The sequence below is a fragment of the Kitasatospora sp. NPDC057965 genome (genome assembly GCF_042887135.1).
In the GTDB taxonomy this organism is placed as follows: domain Bacteria; phylum Actinomycetota; class Actinomycetes; order Streptomycetales; family Streptomycetaceae; genus Kitasatospora.
On the sequence record NZ_JBHVPZ010000018.1, the window covers coordinates 167,285 to 184,971 of the forward strand.

Consider the following 17,687-nt stretch of genomic DNA (forward strand, 5'->3'; position numbering starts at 1 on the left):
CATTCCATCAGAACGTCGTACGGCCGACCATGAACGGAAGGCGACGATTTCCCGCTTCTCCGACCCGCCGCACGGGAGTTGCCGCCCGGCGCCGGACGCTCGGCCGCCGCGCCGGCCGCTCAGCCGCTGCGCCGGCGCAGCGACATCAGGAGCAGGAAGACCGCCGACAGCACGGCCGCCACCCGCAGCACGCCGGGCGCGGAGTCCCACACCACCTGGTTGACCTGCTCGCCGGGGTTCAGGGCGGTGCCCCAGCGGCCCTGGGCGCGGCCCCAGACGAAGAGCGAACTGCCGCTGATCGTCATCAGCGGGATCCCGAACACGGCCACCTTGCGGGTGAGGTCGGACAGGTGGCGGGAGAGGTAGCCGAGGGCCCAGCCGATCAGCATGGCGATCAGCTGTCCGGTGACGGCGCCGCCGATCAGTACGGCGGCGGAGAGCAGCAGCAGCGGTGAGGGGCGGCGGACGGCGGACGCCCCGGCCTTGGCGGCGCCGTCCGGGGTCTCGGGGGCCGCGGGGACGTCGGGGGCGGCTCCGGCCTTGGCCGCCCGGCCCTTGCGGCCCTTGGCCTTCTTCGCCCGGCCCTTCCCCTTCCCCTGGTCCGCCTCCCCCGGGACGTCGGCGCCGGGCGGCTCGGTCGCCGCGGTCCCGCCCGGCGCGGCGTCCTCGCCCGCCGGCCCGGGCCCGGTCTCCTCCTCGGGGGCGGTCCGCTGCTCGGGGATCGGCCGGTTGGACGCGACCGGGCCGTCGCCGAAGTCGATGCTCACGTAGTCCCAGTCGCCCGTGTTCACGGCGCGGTAGGCGGGTGGCAGCGCCTCGGGGTCGGCGGGGGCCGCCTCGCCCGGCTTCGCGATCCACGGCGAGCCGTCTCCCCGCCCGGACGGTGCCGATCGCGAAGGCCGCGAAGGCGTCGCGGACGTCGAAGGCCCCGACGGCCGCGGGGACCGTACGGGGGGCGGCAGGAACGCGCCGGGCGCTCCCTCCGGCGCGGAGGACGGCGCGGACGCCGGCGCGGGCGGTGCCCCGGCAGGGCGCGGCGGCACCGGGGGGCGCGGCGGCGCGGCGGGCTCCGGTTGCCGCGCATACACGCTGTCCCCCTCACCACCCCCGCCCGGGCCCGCGGGCCCCGGGGCAGCCGGCGGCTCGCTCCAGGGCCCCTGCTTGCGCCACCACTCGCCGTCCGACATCGCACACCCCGCCCTGCCCGTACCGAACCGGACCCGACACGCGTCCGGACGCGGCGTCATCCCCGCCGACCGTGACGGTACCCACCCGCCGCCTGCCACGCGAGCCCCGGCGCCCCGGCGCGCCCCACCGCACCGGCCGCTCCGCCGACGCCGGGACCCTCCCACCCGGCCACCGCCCGACTAACCTAGGTCGAATGACCACACAGCAGGGCCACCAACGCCAGGCCAAGTCCGCCGCCGGCCCCCGCACCCTCGCCGAGGAGCTGCGCGCCCGCCCCGACGACGACCTCGCCGCCCTGCTCCGGTCCCGCCCCGACCTGCTCAACCCCGTGCCCGGCGACCTCACCCAGCTCACCGCCCGGCTCTCCTCCCGCGCCTCCGCGCTGCGCGCGCTGGAGCGGCTGGACCGGTTCACCCTCCAGGTCGCCGAGGCGCTCGCCGCCCTCCCCGACGGCACCCCGCCCGCCGCCGTCCGCACCCTGCTGGCCGGGCCGACCAAGGTGAAGCCGCACCCCGGCGCCACCCCGCTGAGCGCCGCCGACCGGTCCGCCGTCGCCGCCGCGCTCCCCCGCGCCCTGGCCACGCTGCGCGACCGCGCCCTGCTCTGGGGGCCGGACAACGGTCTGCGCCTGGTCATCGCCGCCCGCGAGGCGCTCGCCCCGACCGCCCAGAACCCCGGCCGCACCGGCCTCGGCCCGACCTTCGCCGAGGCCACCACCGGAATGTCGCCGGCCCGCCTCCAGCAGCTGCTCGCCGCCGCCGGACAGCCCGCGACGTCCGACCCGGTCACCGCCGTCGCCGCGTTCACCGCGCTGCTCACCGATCGCGCCCGCTGCGAGGAACTGCTCGCCACCGCCCCCGAGCCCGCCCTGCGGCTGCTCGACCGGCTGGTCTGGGGTCCGCCCACCGGCACCGTCCCGGACGCCACCCGCCCGGTCACCGCCGAGGACGCGCAGAGCCCGGTCGAGTGGCTGCTGGCCCGCGGCCTGCTGCTGCCCAGCAGCCCGGGCAGCGTCGTACTGCCCCGCGAACTCGCCCTCCACCTGCGCGGCGGCCGCTCGCACCGCACCGTCGAACCGGTCCAGCCCGAGCCGGCGCCCGCCACCGCGTCGCGCGACCCCAAGGTGGTGGACGCCGCCGCGGCCGGGCAGGCGCACACCGCGGTGCGGACCGTCGAGGAACTCCTCGACCTCTGGGGCCTCACCCCGCCGCCCACCCTGCGCGCCGGCGGCCTCGGTGTGCGCGACCTCAAGCGCACCGCCCAGGCCCTGGAGAGCACCGAGCCGGTCGCCGCGTTCTGGCTCGAACTCGCCTACACCGCCGGCCTGCTGGCCCCGGACGGCGAGGTCGACGAGCGCTGGGCGCCGACCCCGGGGTACGACGAGTGGCTGCGGCTGGACACCGCCGAGCGGTGGACCGTGCTCGCCCGCGCCTGGCTCGCCGCCACCCGCGTCGCGGCGCTCGCCGGCACCCCCGACGGCAAGGGCCGGCAGCGCGCCGCGCTCGGCCCGGAGCTGGACCGCACGCTCGCCCCGTCGGTGCGCCGCGCCGCCCTCGCCCTGCTCGCCGAACTCCCGCCCGGCACCCCGGCCGCCGCCGAGGACCTGCTGCCCACGCTGCGTTGGCAGCGCCCGCTGCGCGGCGGGCCGAGCGCCCCCGACGGCGGCGGCGACCTGCGCGACCAACTGGTCGCCTGGACCCTCGCCGAGGCCGAACTGCTCGGCGTCACCGGCCGCGGGGCGCTCGCCGCGCCCGCCCGCGCCCTGCTCACCGGCGAGCACGACCCGGCCGCCGTGCTCGCCCCGCTGCTGCCGCAGCCGCTCGACCACGTCATCCTGCAGCCGGACCTCACCGCGATCGCCCCCGGCCCGCTGCTCACCCCGCTCGCCCAGGCGCTCGCGCTCTGCGCCGACATCGAGTCCAAGGGCGGCGCGACCGTCTACCGGTTCACCCCCGGGTCGGTGCGCCGCGCCCTCGACGCCGGCCGCACCGCCGCCGACCTGCGGTCCTTCCTGGAGCAGCACTCCCGCACGCCCGTCCCGCAGCCACTCGCCTACCTGATCGACGACGTCGCCCGCCGGCACGGCCTGCTGCGGGTCGGCGCCGCCTCGTCCTACCTGCGCTGCGACGACCCGGCCCTGCTGAACGAGATCCTGGCCGACCGCCGCGCCGCCGACCTGCGGCTGCGGCTGCTCGCGCCCACCGTGCTGGCCGCCCAGGCGGCACCCGACGTGCTGCTCGCCGGCCTGCGCGCGATGGGGTACGCGCCGGCCGCCGAGTCCGCCGAGGGCGATGTGCTGGTCACCCGTCCGGACAGCCACCGCACCCCGCCGCGCGCGGCCCCGGTGCCCGTCCCGGACGGCCCGCCCGCGCCGGACGACACCCTGCTGGCCGCCGCCCTCAAGGCGATCCGGGCCGGGGACCGGGCCGCGACGGCCGCCCGGCGCGAGCCCACCGCCCCGGCCGGGCGCCAACTCCCGCGCACGGCCGCCGCCGAGACCCTCGCGGCGCTGCAGACCGCGGTCCTGCTCGGCGAGCGGATGTGGATCGGCTACCTCAACGCGGAGGGCCTCGCCAGCCAGCGGATCATCGACCCGGTCAAGGTCGAGGGCGGCTACGTCACCGCCTTCGACCACCACGACGGCGAACTGCGCACCTTCGCGCTGCACCGGATCACCGGCGTCGCCGAGCTCGACGAGTAGCGGGCCCCGGGCGCTCAGTGCCCCTGCTGCTTGGCGTCCTGCTCCGCCTGCTTCTCCTTCATCGCCTTCTCCGCCATGGCGGCGAGGTCGCCCTGCCCGACCGGCATCACGGAGGTGGCCCCGGTCAGGTCGGCGAGCAGGAACCCGGGCGAGGCCAGCAGCCCGCCCGGCCCCTCCCCGATGCCCGCGATCGCGTGCGCGGAGGTGGCGGTGGTGGCGGTCGCGGCGAAGGCCGTACCGACGAGGGCGAGGGCGGTGAGGACGCGCTTCGACTTGTTCATGCCCTCCCCAACGAGCCACCCCGCCGCCGGTCACCCCGCGCCACCCCCTCCGCACCGCGCGTACCGCCGGTTGACGCCCCGCCCCCACCGGCGTAGTCCGGAATGCGGGGGGTGACGAAAGGAGTCATCATGCTCGGCGATCTCATAGGCGACATGCAGGGCCGGATCATCGGCCGGCGCGTCCTCGACGCCGGGGAAGGCCACGTCGTCGTCGAGGTCTCGTTCGAGGGCAGCGGCAGCTACTACGGCACCGCCGTCACCGGCTTCGGCACCTACGAGTCCGAATTGCGCGCCGACGGCACCCTGCACGGCGAGGGCCAGGGCGTCGACATGACGGCCGACGGCCAGAGCGTCGTCTGGCACGGCAGCGGCATCGGCCACTTCACCGAGAGCGGCGGCACCAGTTGGCGCGGCTCCCTCTTCTTCCACACCGTCTCACCGGGGCTCGAACGCCTCAACCACGTCGTCGGCCTCTTCGAGTACGAGGCCGCCGCCGACGGCAAGTCCACCGCCACCTACCACGAGTGGAAGTAGCCGTCCCGAGCCGAGCGGTCCCGCCCACCCGGCCGGATGCGCGACACTGGAGGGTCGGCGTCCCGAAGGACCCGCAGACCCGACCTACCTGTCAGCCAGTGGAGGGCTCCCCCGCGTGAACGACGGACCGCTCATCGTCCAGAGCGACAAAACTCTTCTCCTGGAGATCGACCACCCCGGGGCCGGCGACTGCCGCCGGGCCATCGCGCCGTTCGCGGAGCTGGAGCGGGCGCCCGAGCACGTGCACACGTACCGGGTGACGCCGCTCGGGCTGTGGAACGCGCGGGCCGCGGGCCACGACGCCGAGCAGGTCGTGGACGCCCTGGTGACGTACTCGCGCTACCCGGTGCCGCACGCGCTGCTGGTCGACGTGGCCGACACGATGGCCCGGTACGGACGGCTGAAGCTGCTCAAGCACCCGACCCACGGCCTGGTGCTCACCACCACCGACCGGCCGGTGCTGGAGGAGGTGCTGCGCTCCAAGAAGATCGTCCCGCTGGTCGGCGCCCGGGTCGACCCGGACACCGTGGTGGTGCACCCGTCCGAGCGCGGCCAGATCAAGCAGGTGCTGCTGAAGCTCGGCTGGCCCGCCGAGGACTTCGCCGGCTACGTGGACGGCGAGGCGCACCCGATCGACCTGGAGGAGGACGGCTGGAGCCTGCGCCCCTACCAGGCACAGGCGGTGGAGGGGTTCTGGCACGGCGGCTCGGGCGTCGTCGTGCTGCCCTGCGGCGCCGGCAAGACGCTGGTCGGCGCGGCGGCGATGGCGCACGCCAAGTCGACCACGCTGATCCTGGTCACCAACACCGTCTCGGCCCGCCAGTGGAAGCACGAGCTGGTCAAGCGGACCTCGCTCACCGAGGACGAGATCGGCGAGTACAGCGGCACCCGGAAGGAGATCCGCCCGGTCACCATCGCGACCTACCAGGTGATGACCACCAAGCGGAAGGGCGTCTACGCCCACCTGGAGCTCTTCGACGCCCGCAACTGGGGCCTGGTCGTCTACGACGAGGTCCACCTGCTGCCGGCCCCGGTGTTCAAGTTCACCGCGGACCTCCAGGCCCGCCGCCGGCTCGGCCTGACCGCCACCCTGGTGCGCGAGGACGGCCGCGAGGGCGACGTGTTCAGCCTGATCGGCCCGAAGCGCTTCGACGCGCCGTGGAAGGAGATCGAGGCGCAGGGCTACATCGCGCCCGCCGACTGCTGCGAGGTCCGGGTCACCCTCACCGACTCCGAGCGGCTCGCCTACGCGACCGCGGAGCCCGAGGAGCGGTACCGCTTCTGCGCGACCACCGCGACCAAGCGCCGGGTGGTGGAGGCCCTGGTCAAGAAGCACGAGAAGGACCAGACGCTGATCATCGGCCAGTACATCGACCAGCTGGACGAACTCGGCGAGGCCCTGGACGCCCCGGTGATCAAGGGCGAGACCAGCAACGCCCAGCGGGAGAAGCTGTTCGACGCCTTCCGCAACAAGGAGATCGGCGTCCTGGTCGTCTCCAAGGTCGCCAACTTCTCCATCGACCTGCCGGAGGCGACCGTCGCCATCCAGGTCTCCGGGACCTTCGGCTCCCGGCAGGAGGAGGCCCAGCGCCTCGGCCGGGTCCTGCGTCCCAAGGCGGACGGCCACGCCGCCCACTTCTACTCCGTGGTCGCCCGGGACACCGTCGACCAGGACTTCGCCGCCCACCGCCAGCGCTTCCTCGCCGAGCAGGGCTACGCCTACCGCATCATCGACGCGGACGACGTCCTGTAACCGCGGGGGCAGGGGTGGATCGGAGGGGCGGACGCGGCTAGGATCGTCCGTCTGCCCCCTCCCGAACCGTGGTACCTGCTGTAGTCGCGCAGGCAGCCGGGGGAGGTGCCGGCCGTTCGGCAACCGGCCGGTATCCACTGTGAGCTCCTACGATCCGCTGCGCCCGTCTCCGGGGCAGCCGGAAAGGTTCGCTGTGCCCGCCACCCCCACCACCGACCCCCTGCAGCGTGAACGCGACCACCTGGCCGCGTCCAGGGCCGCGCTGCGCGCGATGCGCGAGGACGTCGAGTCCCTGGACATCCGCGACGTCACCGGCACCTGGGTCACCGCCCTGGTGCTGCAGAACCAGATCGAGGCCAGGATCGCCGCCCTGGCCGACCTCTCGCACACCCCGCTGTTCTTCGGCCGGCTCGACTACCTGCACGCGATCAGCGAGGAGCTGAGCGAAGGGTCGGGCGGGGAGAGCTTCTACATCGGCCGCCGGCACGTGCACGACGCCGACGGCGACCCGATGGTGATCGACTGGCGCGCGCCGGTCTCCCAGCCGTTCTACCGGGCCAGCCGCACCGAGCCGCTGGACGTCGAGCGCCGCCGGCGCTTCGGCTACACCGGCGGCGAGCTCACCGCCTACGAGGACGAGCACCTCTCCGACCCCGCCGAGGACGACAGCGCCTCCGCCCTGCTGGCGGCCGAGATCGAGAAGCCGCGCGTCGGCCCGATGCGCGACATCGTGGCGACCATCCAGCCGGAGCAGGACGAGATCGTCCGCGCCGACATCTCCGGCACCCTCTGCGTGCAGGGCGCCCCCGGCACCGGGAAGACAGCCGTCGGCCTGCACCGCGTGGCGTACCTGCTGTACGCGCACCGCGAGCGGCTGGCCCGCACGGGCACCCTGGTGATCGGCCCGAACAACGCCTTCCTCTCCTACATCGAGCAGGTGCTGCCCGCGCTGGGCGAGTTGGACGTCGCGCAGGCCACCGTGCAGCAGCTGGTCGGGCACGTCGAGGTGCGCGGCGAGGACTCCCCCGAGGCGGCCCGGCTGAAGGGCGACGCCCGGATGGCGGAGGTGCTGCGCCGGGCGGTCCGCTCCGGCATCGCGCTGCCCACCGAGCCGTGCGTGGTGATCCGCGGATCCCGCCGCTGGCGCGTCCCGGTCCACGAACTGACCGGGATCATCGAGGAGTTGAAGAGCCGGGAGATCCGCTACGGGGCGGCCGCGGAGGCACTGCCGCAGCGGATCGCGCACGCCGTGCTGCTGAAGATGGAGCAGGGCGGCGAGGCCCCGGACGACCGGGTGCAGGACGCGGTGGCCCGCAACACCGCCGTGAAGGCGGTGGTCAAGGCCTGCTGGCCGGCGGTCGACCCGGCCAAGCTGGTGCTGCGGCTGCTCTCCGACCCGGAGTTCCTGGCCGCCTGCGCGGAGGGCGTGCTGAGCGCCGAGGAGCAGGCGGCCGTGCGGTGGCCCAAGCCGGGCCGCTCGGTGAAGACCGCCCGCTGGACCGCCGCCGACGCCGTCCTCGTCGACGAGGCCACGGACCTGGTGCGGCGCACCGCCTCGCTCGGGCACGTGGTGCTGGACGAGGCGCAGGACCTCTCGCCGATGCAGTACCGCGCGGTCGGCCGCCGCTGCACCACCGGCTCGGCGACCGTGCTGGGCGACCTCGCCCAGGGCACCACCCCCTGGGCGACGGCGAGTTGGCCGGAGGCACTGCACCACCTGGGCAAGCCGGCCGCCCACATCGAGGAGCTGACCAAGGGCTTCCGGGTGCCGGAGGAGGTCATCGCGTACGCCTCCCGGCTGCTGCCGTCGATCGCCCCCGGACTGAACCCGGCCAGCTCGGTGCGCGAGGCGCCGGGATCCCTGATGATCCGTCACATTGCCGAGGAGGAGCGGACGGAGGCCGTGGTCGCGGCCTGCCGGCGGGCGCTGGAGCGGGAGGGGTCGACCGGTCTGATCGCGGCCGACGCGCGCGTCCCGGAGCTGGCGGAGGCGTTGACGCAGGCCGGGCTGGCGCACCTCGCGCCCGGCACCGAGACCAGTGCCGAGGCCCGGCTGACGCTCGTCCCGGCGTCCCTGGCGAAGGGCCTGGAGTACGACTACGTGGTGCTGGACGAGCCGGCCGCGGTGGTCGCGGGCGAGCCGGACGAGCGGACCGGGCTGCGTCGGCTGTACGTGGCGCTGACCCGTGCGGTCTCCGGCCTGGAGGTGCTGCACACCGAGCCGCTGCCGGAGCAGCTGGGCTGAACGGGCGGGGCCGGCCCGTCGTCACGGCGGGCCGGCCCCGGTACCCGACGGCCTTCAACCACCCGGCCCCGGCGCCCGACGGCCTTCAGCCGTCGATCATCCCGCGCCACTCGGCGACCTTGGCCGCGTCCACCGACGACTGCCAGCCGTCCACCCGGACCGCGCCGCCGACGTGGAACGCGTCGAACCCGGCGGCCCGGAGCTCCGGCAGGTGCTCGGCCCGCAGGCCGCCGCCGATCAGGATCCGCTGGGTGTGGCCGGGCTCGCCGGCCCGGGCCAGCTCGGCCAGCAGGACGTCCCGGCCGGCGTCCACCCCGCCGGCCGCGCCGGAGGTGAGGAAGGTGTCCAGCCCGGGAAGCGCGCCGACGGCGGCGCGGACGGCGGCCCGGTCGGCACTGTGGTCGATCGCCCGGTGGAAGGTCCAGCGGCAGCCGGCCACCGCCTCGGCGACGGCCTCGGTGGCGGCCAGGTCGACCCCGCCCTCGGCGTCGAGGAAGCCGAAGACGAACTCGTCGGCACCCTCGGCCCGGAGCGCGGCGGCGCGGGCGCGCAGCTCGTCCAGGTCGCCGGGCGCGAAGCCGTCCCGGATGCGGAGCATGACGCGCAGCGGCAGTTCGACGGCGGCGCGGATCCTGGCGAAGTCCTCGACCGACGGGGTGAGTCCGTCGGCGGCCATGTCGGTGACCAGTTCGAGCCGGTCGGCGCCGCCCGACTCGGCGGCCCGGGCGTCCTGGGGGGTCAGCGCGATGACTTCGAAAATTGGTCTAGACATATGAGACAGCCTGCCACATCGGTCCGCCCCCGGCGAGCCCCGTGCGGCCACTTGGCCGGACAACACGCGCCCCCGGAAAGCACGGAACGGCCGGACGCCCGGGTCCCCCGACCCGGCCGTCCGGCCGCCCGCACAGCCCTACGCGAGGCTCCGGCCGCCCCCCGTCCCACCGGCGTCCCGCCGCAGCAGCCACCCGGCCGCCAGCAGCGCCAGCAGCACCGCGCCCGCCACCGGGAGCAGCCGCCACATCCCGCCGAGCGCCTGCCAGAGCCGGAACACGCTGAACAGGAAGGTCAGCGGCAGCACCGCGAGACCGATCGCCGCCGGGGCCAGGTGCTCCCGCGCCGCGAAGAGCAGCGCGCCCGCCGGGACGAGCAGCAGCACCGCGGCCGTGTTGCCGTCCAGCAGGACGAAGGAGCTGTAGAAGTCCTGTGCCACCAGCAGGAGTCCGCCGCCGGCCAGTGCGGCCGGCAGCACGGCCAGCCCGCGTCCGCTCGGCCGCTCCAGCAGCTCCTGCGGCGCGAGCGCGAAGAGCAGTCCGGCGAACAGCTGCGGCGCCGCCTCGCAGGACTCCTCGAAGACCAGCCAGCTTCCCTGCATGGTCGCCGCCGACAGCAGCACCCCCAGCGCGCCGACGGACGCCACGGCGAGCGCCGCCGCCCTGGCGAGCCGCCACCGGCCCACCGCGACGGCGGCGACCAGCAGCAGCGGCACGAACACCTGGCCGAGGTACCAGAGGTAGTGGGGCACCTGGTTGAGGTGGTCCGGCAGGTCCCAGTTGGAGTGCCAGCCGGGGTTGAACAGCGCGTCGTAGAGGCCCCGGGTCAGGCCGACCCCCGCGATCCCGCCGGCGATCAGCGGCGCGGCCAGCGCGAGCAGCCGCCCGGCGAGCGAGGAGGAGGTCAGGCCGGTGCGCATCCGCAGGCCGTACGCCCCGAGGTCGAGGGCCTCCCGGGCGGTGGCCAGCCTCCCCGCCCTGGCCGTGCTGTCGGCGAAGACGGCGGAGAGTTCGGCGCCGCGCTCGCGCCGGTAGCGGGCCGGGTAGAGCCGGAGTGCGGCGCGCAACGCCACCGGGTCCGCGACCGTCCCGGGAAAGGTCTGCGTCGTCATGCGAGGGCCCCCCTGGCCTTGGCGAAGGTGAACGCGGGCCTGGCGGTCCCGCCGGAAGGCCGGCCGGCGGCCGGGCGGACGGCGGCCAGCCGCCGCTCGGCCTCGGTGGCGACGGCGCGCAGCCGCTCCGCCTCGGTGGCCAGGGCGCCGCGGCCGGCTTCGGTGAGGGCGTAGGTGCGCCGGGCGCGGCCGTCGACGATCTCCTCGGCCGCGACCTCGATGAGTCCCTGCTGGAGCAGCCGGTCGAGCGCGCCGTACAGCGTGCCGGTGCGCATCTTGACCCGGCCGTCCGAGATGGCGGCGATCTCCTGGATCAGCGCGTAGCCGTGCCTCGGGGCGTCGGCCAGCGCGGTGAGGAGGAGCAGTGTCGGTTCCTGCATGGCCCGTTCTGTCATGGAGCTACATATACAGGTCACCGGCATATAAGGTCCAGTGGAATCGATCATTCGGGCGGTCACCGGGCAGCAGACTGGCCCCATGCCCGACGCCACCGTGCCCGACGCCACCGTGCCCGACGCTCCCGCGCCCGGCGCCACCCCCGCCGCCGCCCCCGAGGACCTGCTCGCCGCCTGGACCGCCCTGCTCCACCGCTGCGGCACCGGCTCCGACCCGGCCCCGGCCGGCCGGGAGCTGTTGCGCCGTTGGTCCGAGCCGCAGCGCCGCTACCACACCACCGACCACCTGCGCGCGGTGCTGGGCCATGTCGACGCGCTCGCCGGGCACGCCGACGACCCGGACGCCGTCCGGCTGGCCGCCTGGTTCCACGACGCCGTCTACCGCCCGGACCGCTCGGAGAACGAGGAGCGCAGCGCCACCCTCGCCGTCCGGGCGCTGACCGGGGCGGGGCTGCCCGCCGCCCGGATCGAGGAGGTGGCCCGGCTGGTCCGGCTGACCGTGAGCCACCACCCCGGACCGGGCGACCGCGACGGCGAGGTACTGTGCGACGCCGACCTCGCCGTCCTCGGCGGCCCGCCGCAGGCCTACGCGGCGTACGCGGCGGCCGTCCGGGAGGAGTACGCCTTCGTTCCCGAGCCGGACTTCCGCGCCGGGCGCGCGGCCGTGCTCCGGCAGTTGCTCGCACTCCCCGCGCTCTACCGCACGCCCACCGCGCACGCCCGCTTCGACGCCCCCGCCCGGGCCAATCTGGCCGCCGAACTCGCCCGGTTGGAGGCCGCCGGCTGAGCGCTCCCACCCGGCCGGCGGCCCCGGAGCCGCCCGGCGTCACCCCGCCCGGCGCGCCATCGGCAGCCGCGAGCGGGTGAACGCGGCCGCGCCCAGCCCCGCCACCACCGGCAGCACCACCGTGATCATCACCAGCAGCCCCCACGGCGCGGTGAACGGGGCCGCCGGCTCACCGATCCGCCCGCTCGCGTGCGAGCGCAGCAGCGCCGCCGCGGGCACGAACCCGCTGACCGTGCCGATCGCCGCCCCGAGCCCCGTGATCAACGTGCTCTGCAGGCCGGCCTGCACCCGGTGGATCCGCGGCGGCGCGCCGACCGCGGCGAGCGTGGCCCGGTCGACCAGGGAGTCGGCGGCGGCGAGACCGGTGGCCACGGCCGCCGCGCCCAGCACCACCACCACGGCGAACCCGGCGAGCGCGAGGCCGATCACGTCGTCCTTCGGCTGGAAGCCGCGCTCCACGTGCAGCGTCGCCCGCGGGACGACCTGGGCCAGATCGGCCTCCACGCGCTGCTGCACCCTGGCGGTGGGCGGGTGCGCGGGCCGCCACACCGAGCCGATCGACTCGGTGGCGAGACCGGCCTTGCGCACCGCCTCCGGGCTCATCAGCAGTCCCCCGTACCGGGCGGCGTCCGGGTCGTCGACCAGAAGCGCGTCGACTGCGATCTCCTTGACGCCCGGCTGCGGCGCCTCCCCGGGCCGGACCGGGCCGCCGCCGGCCGCGCCCATCATGGTGAGCACCGCCCGGCCGTCGTGCAGCCGGTCGCGGTCGAAGACGATCGCCTTGCCGGCGGCCAGGGCCTCCTCGACGGCCCGGTCGTTCACCCCGAACAGGTTGTGCAGCACCGTCGCGTCGCCGACCAGCGCGCGGCTCCCGGAGCCGCCGTCGTCGAACCGGCCGCCCGTGCCCTTGGCCCGCACCGCACTGGAGCAGCCCTCGCAGAAGACGTACAGCATGCCGTGGACGTCGGCGCGCGCGCCCGCGTCCGGCAGGTCCCGCTCGACGGCGGCGCGCAGCCGCGGCAGCCGCGGGTCGTCCGGCTTCATCGGGGCCTCGACCACGACCGCCCCCATCGGGGCGGTCGGCCGGTAGGCGGCCCGGTCCTGGGCCTCGGTGCCGGTGGTGTAGACGCCGACGGCGACGGCTCCGGCGACGGCGGCCATCACCGCGGCCACGGCGGGCGCGGTGCGGCCGCGGTGGCGGGCCGAGTCACGCAGGGCCAGCCGGGGGCCGAGCGGCAGCCGGGCGGCGAGCCGGCCGGACACCGCGATCAGCAGCGGGGTGAGGAGCAGGAAGCCGATCTCGGCGGTGACCGCCCCGGCGAGCACGGTGAGCGCCTTCCGGGTGAGCCCCTGGAACACCGGCAGGCCGGTGGCGTCCTGGCCGCCGGCACCGTGGAGCGCCAGGCCCGCACCCGCGACGACCAGGACCAGGCCCAGCAGCGGAAGCCTGCGACTCGGCGCGCCGATGCTGTCCCGGCCGGTGAGGCCGGCCACCACGTCGCGGCGCGCCGCCTGGACCGCGGGCACCACGGCGGCCAGCAGCGCGGTGATCACCCCCACGGCGGCGATGGCCAGCAGGTCGAGCGGCGCGATCGCGAAGTGTCCGAAGCGGCTGCCGCCGGCCTCCTCGGCCCAGGTCCGCAGCACGGCGACCAGGCCGACGCCCGCGACCAGGCCGGCGGCCGCCCCGACGGTCCCGAGCACCAGCCCGGAGCCGAGCACGACCGCGCGGACGTGGCCGCGGTCGCCGCCCGCGGCGCCGATCAGGGCGAGCTGCCGGCGCGCGCGCCGGGCGCCCACCGCGAAGGCCGGGCCAGCCAGCAGGGCGACCTCCAGCAGCGCCATCCCGGCCACCGTGGCCAGCACCACGACCCGCTTGTCCGCGTCGGGGAGCCGGAACAGACCGGGGTCGTAGGTGACGGCGGACGCGGGCGGCGGGTCGAGCGCCACGGCGCGCGAGGTCACCGTGAAGCCGTACCGGTTGAGCTTCCGGACGGCGGGCCAGTCCAGGGCGGCGCCGCCGGGCATCCGCACCAGCCAGCGCTCGGGGCGGGCCTCCTCCGCCCCGGCCGCGGTCAGCCCGGAGGAGGCGCCCGCGGCGGGCGGGGCCGCGGCGGCCAGCGGGGCGGTCAGCGCACCGGGCCGGGCCACCAGCTCGACCTTGTCGAGGTCCCCCGGGTACTCGACCACGCCGGTCAGCCGGAACGGCGTCGTGTCGAGGCCCTTGACCGTGGTGGAGTCACCGATCCGCAGTCCGGCCTCGGCGAGGAAGGCGCGGGTGACGGCCGCCTCGTGCGGCGCGCTCGGCGCCCTCCCCTCGACCAGGTCCAGCCGGCCCTGCCAGATCCGGTCGGTCAGGTCCGCCTCGGAGGTCGAGGTGGTGAACAGTCCCTCCCGGGTGGAGGTGCTGACCGCCGGCCCGGGAGTGGCCGGCAGCAGCAGCGCGCCCGCGGGCAGCAGCCCGGCGACCAGGCCGGTGGGGGAACCCGCCGCGGCGGCGGCCGCCACCGAGGCCGGATCGGTCCGGTCCTCCTGCAGCACCTGCACGCCGTCCTCGGCGAACGGCCCCTGGTCGACCGAACGGCCCGGCCGGTGGGCGGTGACCAGGGCGTCCGCCCCGCCCATCAGCCGCTCGACCCGCTCGCCGGGGGTGAGCTGTCCACTGCGGTGGACGACGTCGGCACCGGCGACGCCGAGGACCGGAAGCGCGACCATGGCGGCCACCAGGACGCTGCGGCCCTTGGCGCGCAGGGCGTCGCGGCGGGCGATCCGCAGGGCGACGCGCAGGGCGGAGAGCCTCATCGCCGGCCCTCCGCGAGCAGTCGCGCGGCCTGCTGCCCGGTGGTCTCCTCGACCACCAGGCCGTCGCGCAGGACGACCACCCGGTCGGCCCAGACGGCGTGCCGGGCGTCGTGGGTGACCATCATGGCGGCGGCGCCCGCGTCGCAGCGCGCCCGCAGCACGCCCAGCACCGCCTCGCCGGTGGCGGAGTCGAGGGCGCCGGTGGGCTCGTCGGCCAGCACCAGCCGGCGGTCGCCGACCAGGGCGCGGGCGATGGCGACGCGCTGCTGCTGCCCGCCGGACAGCTGCTCGGGGAAGCGGTCGGCCAGCTCGGCGATGCCCAGCTCGCCCAGTGCGGCCCGGGCCTCGCCGCGGGCGGTCCGTCCGGAAGCGCCGTCCAGCTCCCGGGGCAGTGCGATGTTCTCGGCGGCGGTCAGCGCCGGGACGAGGTTGTAGTCCTGGAAGACGTAGCCGACCGAGCGGCGCCGGACGGCGGCCAGGCCGCTCCGGCTCAGCGTGCCGAGCTCGACGCCCTCGACCAGCACCTGTCCGCGGCTGGGCCGGTCCAGGCCGCCGGCCAGGGCGAGCAGGGTGGACTTTCCGGAGCCGGACGGCCCCATCACGGCGACGAACTCGCCCGGGCGGACGGCCAGGTCGACGCCGCGCAGCGCCCGCACCTCGGCCGCGCCCGCGCCGTGCACCCGGGTGACCGCGCGCAGTTCCAGGACGGGCCGGGTCGGATCTGGCTGGGACATGGGGCTCTCCCTCTCGGCCGTGGAGCTCTCGGCCGCAAAGATTCAGATGGACTGTATAAGTCGGTAGACTACATATGCCGTCCATCGGTTCCACCCGGCACGAAAAAGCCGCCGCCGCGCCCGGAGGCGCGACGGCGGCGAGGTGACGGACGGGGCTACGCCAGCTCCCCCACCGCCGCCACCACGGCACCGCGCTTGCCGCACACCCAGTGCGGGTCCGGCCCCAGCTCCGGCTCCACGCCCAGCGCGTGCGGGTCCCCGTCCGCCGCGCAGTCCGCGCAGAGCGGCCAGCGGCCGTGGGTCTCCAGCAGCGCGTCCTGGACGTCCTGGGCGACCAGGCCCAGCACGAACTCCGTGCCGTCCGGCCACTGCTCCAGCCACCACCGGCGGTGCGCCACGGCCTTCTCCACCAGCGACACCACGGCGGCGTCGGCGGCGTCCCGCGCGGTCAGGTCGGCCAGGATCAGCGCCCGCGCGGTGTGCAGCGCCGTCTCGATGTCGTCTGTCGTAGCCATCCGTCCAGTCTCCCAGGAAGGTCCGGGAACGCCGCACGGGCGGCTCCCCGAGGGGAACCGCCCGTGCGAGCGAGGAACCGTCCGATCCGTGCGGATCAGAAGTCCATGTCACCGCCCGGCATGCCGCCGCCGGCGGCCGCGGCGGCCTTCTCCGGCTTGTCGGCGATGACGGCCTCGGTGGTGAGGAAGAGCGCCGCGATGGAGGCGGCGTTCTGCAGCGCGGAGCGGGTGACCTTGGCCGGGTCGATGATGCCCTCGGCGACCAGGTCGACGTACTCGTTGGTGGCGGCGTTCAGGCCGTGACCGGCGGGGAGGTTGCGCACCTTCTCCACCACGACGCCACCCTCCAGGCCGGCGTTGGTCGCGATCTGCTTGATCGGGGCCTCCAGCGCGACCTTGACGATGTTGGCACCGGTGGCCTCGTCGCCGTCCAGCTCCAGCTTGTCGAAGGCGACACCGGCCTGCAGCAGGGCGACGCCACCACCGGCGACGATGCCCTCCTCGACGGCGGCCTTGGCGTTGCGGACGGCGTCCTCGATGCGGTGCTTGCGCTCCTTGAGCTCCACCTCGGTGGCCGCGCCGGCCTTGATGACGGCCACGCCGCCGGCCAGCTTGGCGAGGCGCTCCTGGAGCTTCTCGCGGTCGTAGTCCGAGTCGCTGTTCTCGATCTCGGCGCGGATCTGGTTCACCCGGCCCGCGACCTGCTCGCTGTCGCCGCCACCGTCGACGATGGTGGTCTCGTCCTTGGTGATGACCACCTTGCGGGCGGTGCCCAGCAGGTCGACGCCCGCGTTCTCCAGCTTCAGGCCGACCTCCTCGGAGATCACGGTGCCGCCGGTGAGGATGGCGATGTCCTGGAGCATGGCCTTGCGGCGGTCGCCGAAGCCCGGGGCCTTGACGGCGACGGACTTGAAGGTGCCGCGGATCTTGTTCACGACCAGGGTCGACAGGGCCTCGCCCTCGACGTCCTCGGCGATGATGACGAGCGGCTTGCCGCTCTGCATGACCTTCTCCAGCAGCGGCAGCAGGTCCTTGACCGAGCCGATCTTGGAGTTGGCGATCAGGATGTACGGGTCCTCGAACGAGGTCTCCATACGCTCCAGGTCGGTGGCGAAGTACGCCGAGATGTAGCCCTTGTCGAAGCGCATGCCCTCGGTGAGCTCCAGCTCCAGACCGAAGGTGTTGCTCTCCTCGACGGTGATGACGCCTTCCTTGCCGACCTTGTCCATGGCCTCGGCGATCAGCTCGCCGATCTGGGTGTCGGCGGCGGAGATGGAGGCGGTGGAGGCGATCTGCTCCTTGGTCTCCACGTCCTTGGCCTGGGCCAGCAGCTGGTCGGAGACGGCCGCGACGGCCTTCTCGATGCCGCGCTTCAGGGCCATCGGGTTGGCGCCGGCGGCGACGTTGCGCAGACCCTCGCGGACGAGCGCCTGGGCCAGCACGGTGGCGGTGGTGGTGCCGTCACCCGCGACGTCGTCGGTCTTCTTGGCGACCTCCTTGACGAGCTCCGCACCGATCTTCTCGTACGGGTCCTCGAGCTCGATCTCCTTGGCGATGGAGACACCGTCGTTGGTGATGGTGGGGGCGCCCCACTTCTTCTCCAGAACGACGTTGCGACCCTTGGGGCCGAGCGTGACCTTCACGGCGTCGGCGAGCTGGTTCATGCCACGCTCAAGGCCGCGGCGAGCTTCCTCATCAAAGGCGATGATCTTGGCCATCTGAAGTGGTCCTCCGGGACACGGTCGACTGCTCGGACCAAGGGGTGCCCGCGACGGACGGCCCTGGTGTGCGGGGGTCCATTCCCCTACCGCTCCCGGGGGCCTCACCGACCCGGTCCGCTTATCACTCTCAAGCTCTGAGTGCTAACGCC

14 protein-coding genes are annotated in these 17,687 nt (G+C 75.3%); 5 read left to right on the forward strand and 9 right to left on the reverse strand.

Going from position 1 to position 17,687, the window contains the following annotated elements; genetic code table 11:
* Positions 1–119 precede the first annotated feature (119 nt).
* The gene (locus ACFVVU_RS24040) at positions 120–791 is read right to left on the reverse strand and encodes a hypothetical protein (protein WP_387792125.1); all 672 of its coding nucleotides are present in this window, start codon (positions 789–791) and stop codon (positions 120–122) included.
* Between the two features lie 590 nt (positions 792–1,381).
* On the opposite strand from ACFVVU_RS24040, the gene ACFVVU_RS24045 reads away from it, so the two are divergent.
* Positions 1,382–3,889 (forward strand): helicase C-terminal domain-containing protein, encoded by a 2,508-nt coding sequence (locus ACFVVU_RS24045; RefSeq protein WP_387792127.1) that lies wholly within the window; start codon positions 1,382–1,384, stop codon positions 3,887–3,889.
* A 14-nt stretch (positions 3,890–3,903) separates the two neighbouring features.
* On the opposite strand, the gene ACFVVU_RS24050 is transcribed toward ACFVVU_RS24045, so the two are convergent.
* Positions 3,904–4,170 carry a hypothetical protein gene (locus tag ACFVVU_RS24050; protein WP_380683474.1) on the reverse strand — a complete coding sequence of 89 codons (267 nt, stop codon included), beginning with the start codon at positions 4,168–4,170 and terminating at the stop codon, positions 3,904–3,906.
* A 129-nt stretch (positions 4,171–4,299) separates the two neighbouring features.
* Between ACFVVU_RS24050 and ACFVVU_RS24055 the strand changes: the two genes are divergently transcribed.
* From ACFVVU_RS24055 to ACFVVU_RS24065, 3 genes are all read left to right on the forward strand, one after another.
* Complete coding sequence (locus tag ACFVVU_RS24055) at positions 4,300–4,704, forward strand: hypothetical protein (protein WP_380683475.1); 405 nt, start codon at positions 4,300–4,302, stop codon at positions 4,702–4,704.
* A 115-nt stretch (positions 4,705–4,819) separates the two neighbouring features.
* The gene (locus tag ACFVVU_RS24060) at positions 4,820–6,457 is read left to right on the forward strand and encodes a DNA repair helicase XPB (RefSeq protein ID WP_380683476.1); all 1,638 of its coding nucleotides are present in this window, start codon (positions 4,820–4,822) and stop codon (positions 6,455–6,457) included.
* A 193-nt stretch (positions 6,458–6,650) separates the two neighbouring features.
* Positions 6,651–8,702, forward strand: a complete 2,052-nt coding sequence (locus ACFVVU_RS24065) for a HelD family protein (protein ID WP_387792129.1) — start codon at positions 6,651–6,653, stop codon at positions 8,700–8,702.
* Positions 8,703–8,787: 85 nt separating this feature from the next.
* Here the strand turns inward: ACFVVU_RS24065 and ACFVVU_RS24070 are convergent, their stop codons facing one another.
* The 3 genes from ACFVVU_RS24070 to ACFVVU_RS24080 form a co-directional block, all read right to left on the reverse strand.
* Positions 8,788–9,474 (reverse strand): copper homeostasis protein CutC, encoded by a 687-nt coding sequence (locus tag ACFVVU_RS24070; RefSeq protein WP_380714749.1) that lies wholly within the window; start codon positions 9,472–9,474, stop codon positions 8,788–8,790.
* Positions 9,475–9,612: 138 nt separating this feature from the next.
* On the reverse strand, positions 9,613–10,584 hold the full coding sequence (locus ACFVVU_RS24075) for a hypothetical protein (RefSeq protein WP_387792131.1): 972 nt from the start codon (positions 10,582–10,584) through the stop codon (positions 9,613–9,615).
* Complete coding sequence (locus ACFVVU_RS24080) at positions 10,581–10,979, reverse strand: PadR family transcriptional regulator (RefSeq protein WP_387792133.1); 399 nt, start codon at positions 10,977–10,979, stop codon at positions 10,581–10,583. Before ACFVVU_RS24080 ends, ACFVVU_RS24075 begins: the two co-directional genes overlap by 4 nt.
* An 82-nt stretch (positions 10,980–11,061) precedes the next feature.
* Here ACFVVU_RS24080 and ACFVVU_RS24085 point away from each other — a divergent pair, with 82 nt between their 5' ends.
* On the forward strand, positions 11,062–11,766 hold the full coding sequence (locus ACFVVU_RS24085) for a hypothetical protein (protein ID WP_387792134.1): 705 nt from the start codon (positions 11,062–11,064) through the stop codon (positions 11,764–11,766).
* A gap of 39 nt (positions 11,767–11,805) precedes the next feature.
* On the opposite strand, the gene ACFVVU_RS24090 is transcribed toward ACFVVU_RS24085, so the two are convergent.
* The 4 genes from ACFVVU_RS24090 to groL form a co-directional block, all read right to left on the reverse strand.
* On the reverse strand, positions 11,806–14,568 hold the full coding sequence (locus tag ACFVVU_RS24090; RefSeq protein ID WP_387792136.1) for an FtsX-like permease family protein: 2,763 nt from the start codon (positions 14,566–14,568) through the stop codon (positions 11,806–11,808).
* The gene (locus tag ACFVVU_RS24095) at positions 14,565–15,302 is read right to left on the reverse strand and encodes an ABC transporter ATP-binding protein (RefSeq protein ID WP_387792137.1); all 738 of its coding nucleotides are present in this window, start codon (positions 15,300–15,302) and stop codon (positions 14,565–14,567) included. Before ACFVVU_RS24095 ends, ACFVVU_RS24090 begins: the two co-directional genes overlap by 4 nt.
* Positions 15,303–15,457: 155 nt before the next feature.
* On the reverse strand, positions 15,458–15,817 hold the full coding sequence (locus ACFVVU_RS24100) for a hypothetical protein (RefSeq protein ID WP_380687794.1): 360 nt from the start codon (positions 15,815–15,817) through the stop codon (positions 15,458–15,460).
* A gap of 95 nt (positions 15,818–15,912) precedes the next feature.
* Positions 15,913–17,535 carry a chaperonin GroEL gene (groL, locus tag ACFVVU_RS24105; protein ID WP_344334086.1) on the reverse strand — a complete coding sequence of 541 codons (1,623 nt, stop codon included), beginning with the start codon at positions 17,533–17,535 and terminating at the stop codon, positions 15,913–15,915.
* Positions 17,536–17,687 lie beyond the last annotated feature (152 nt).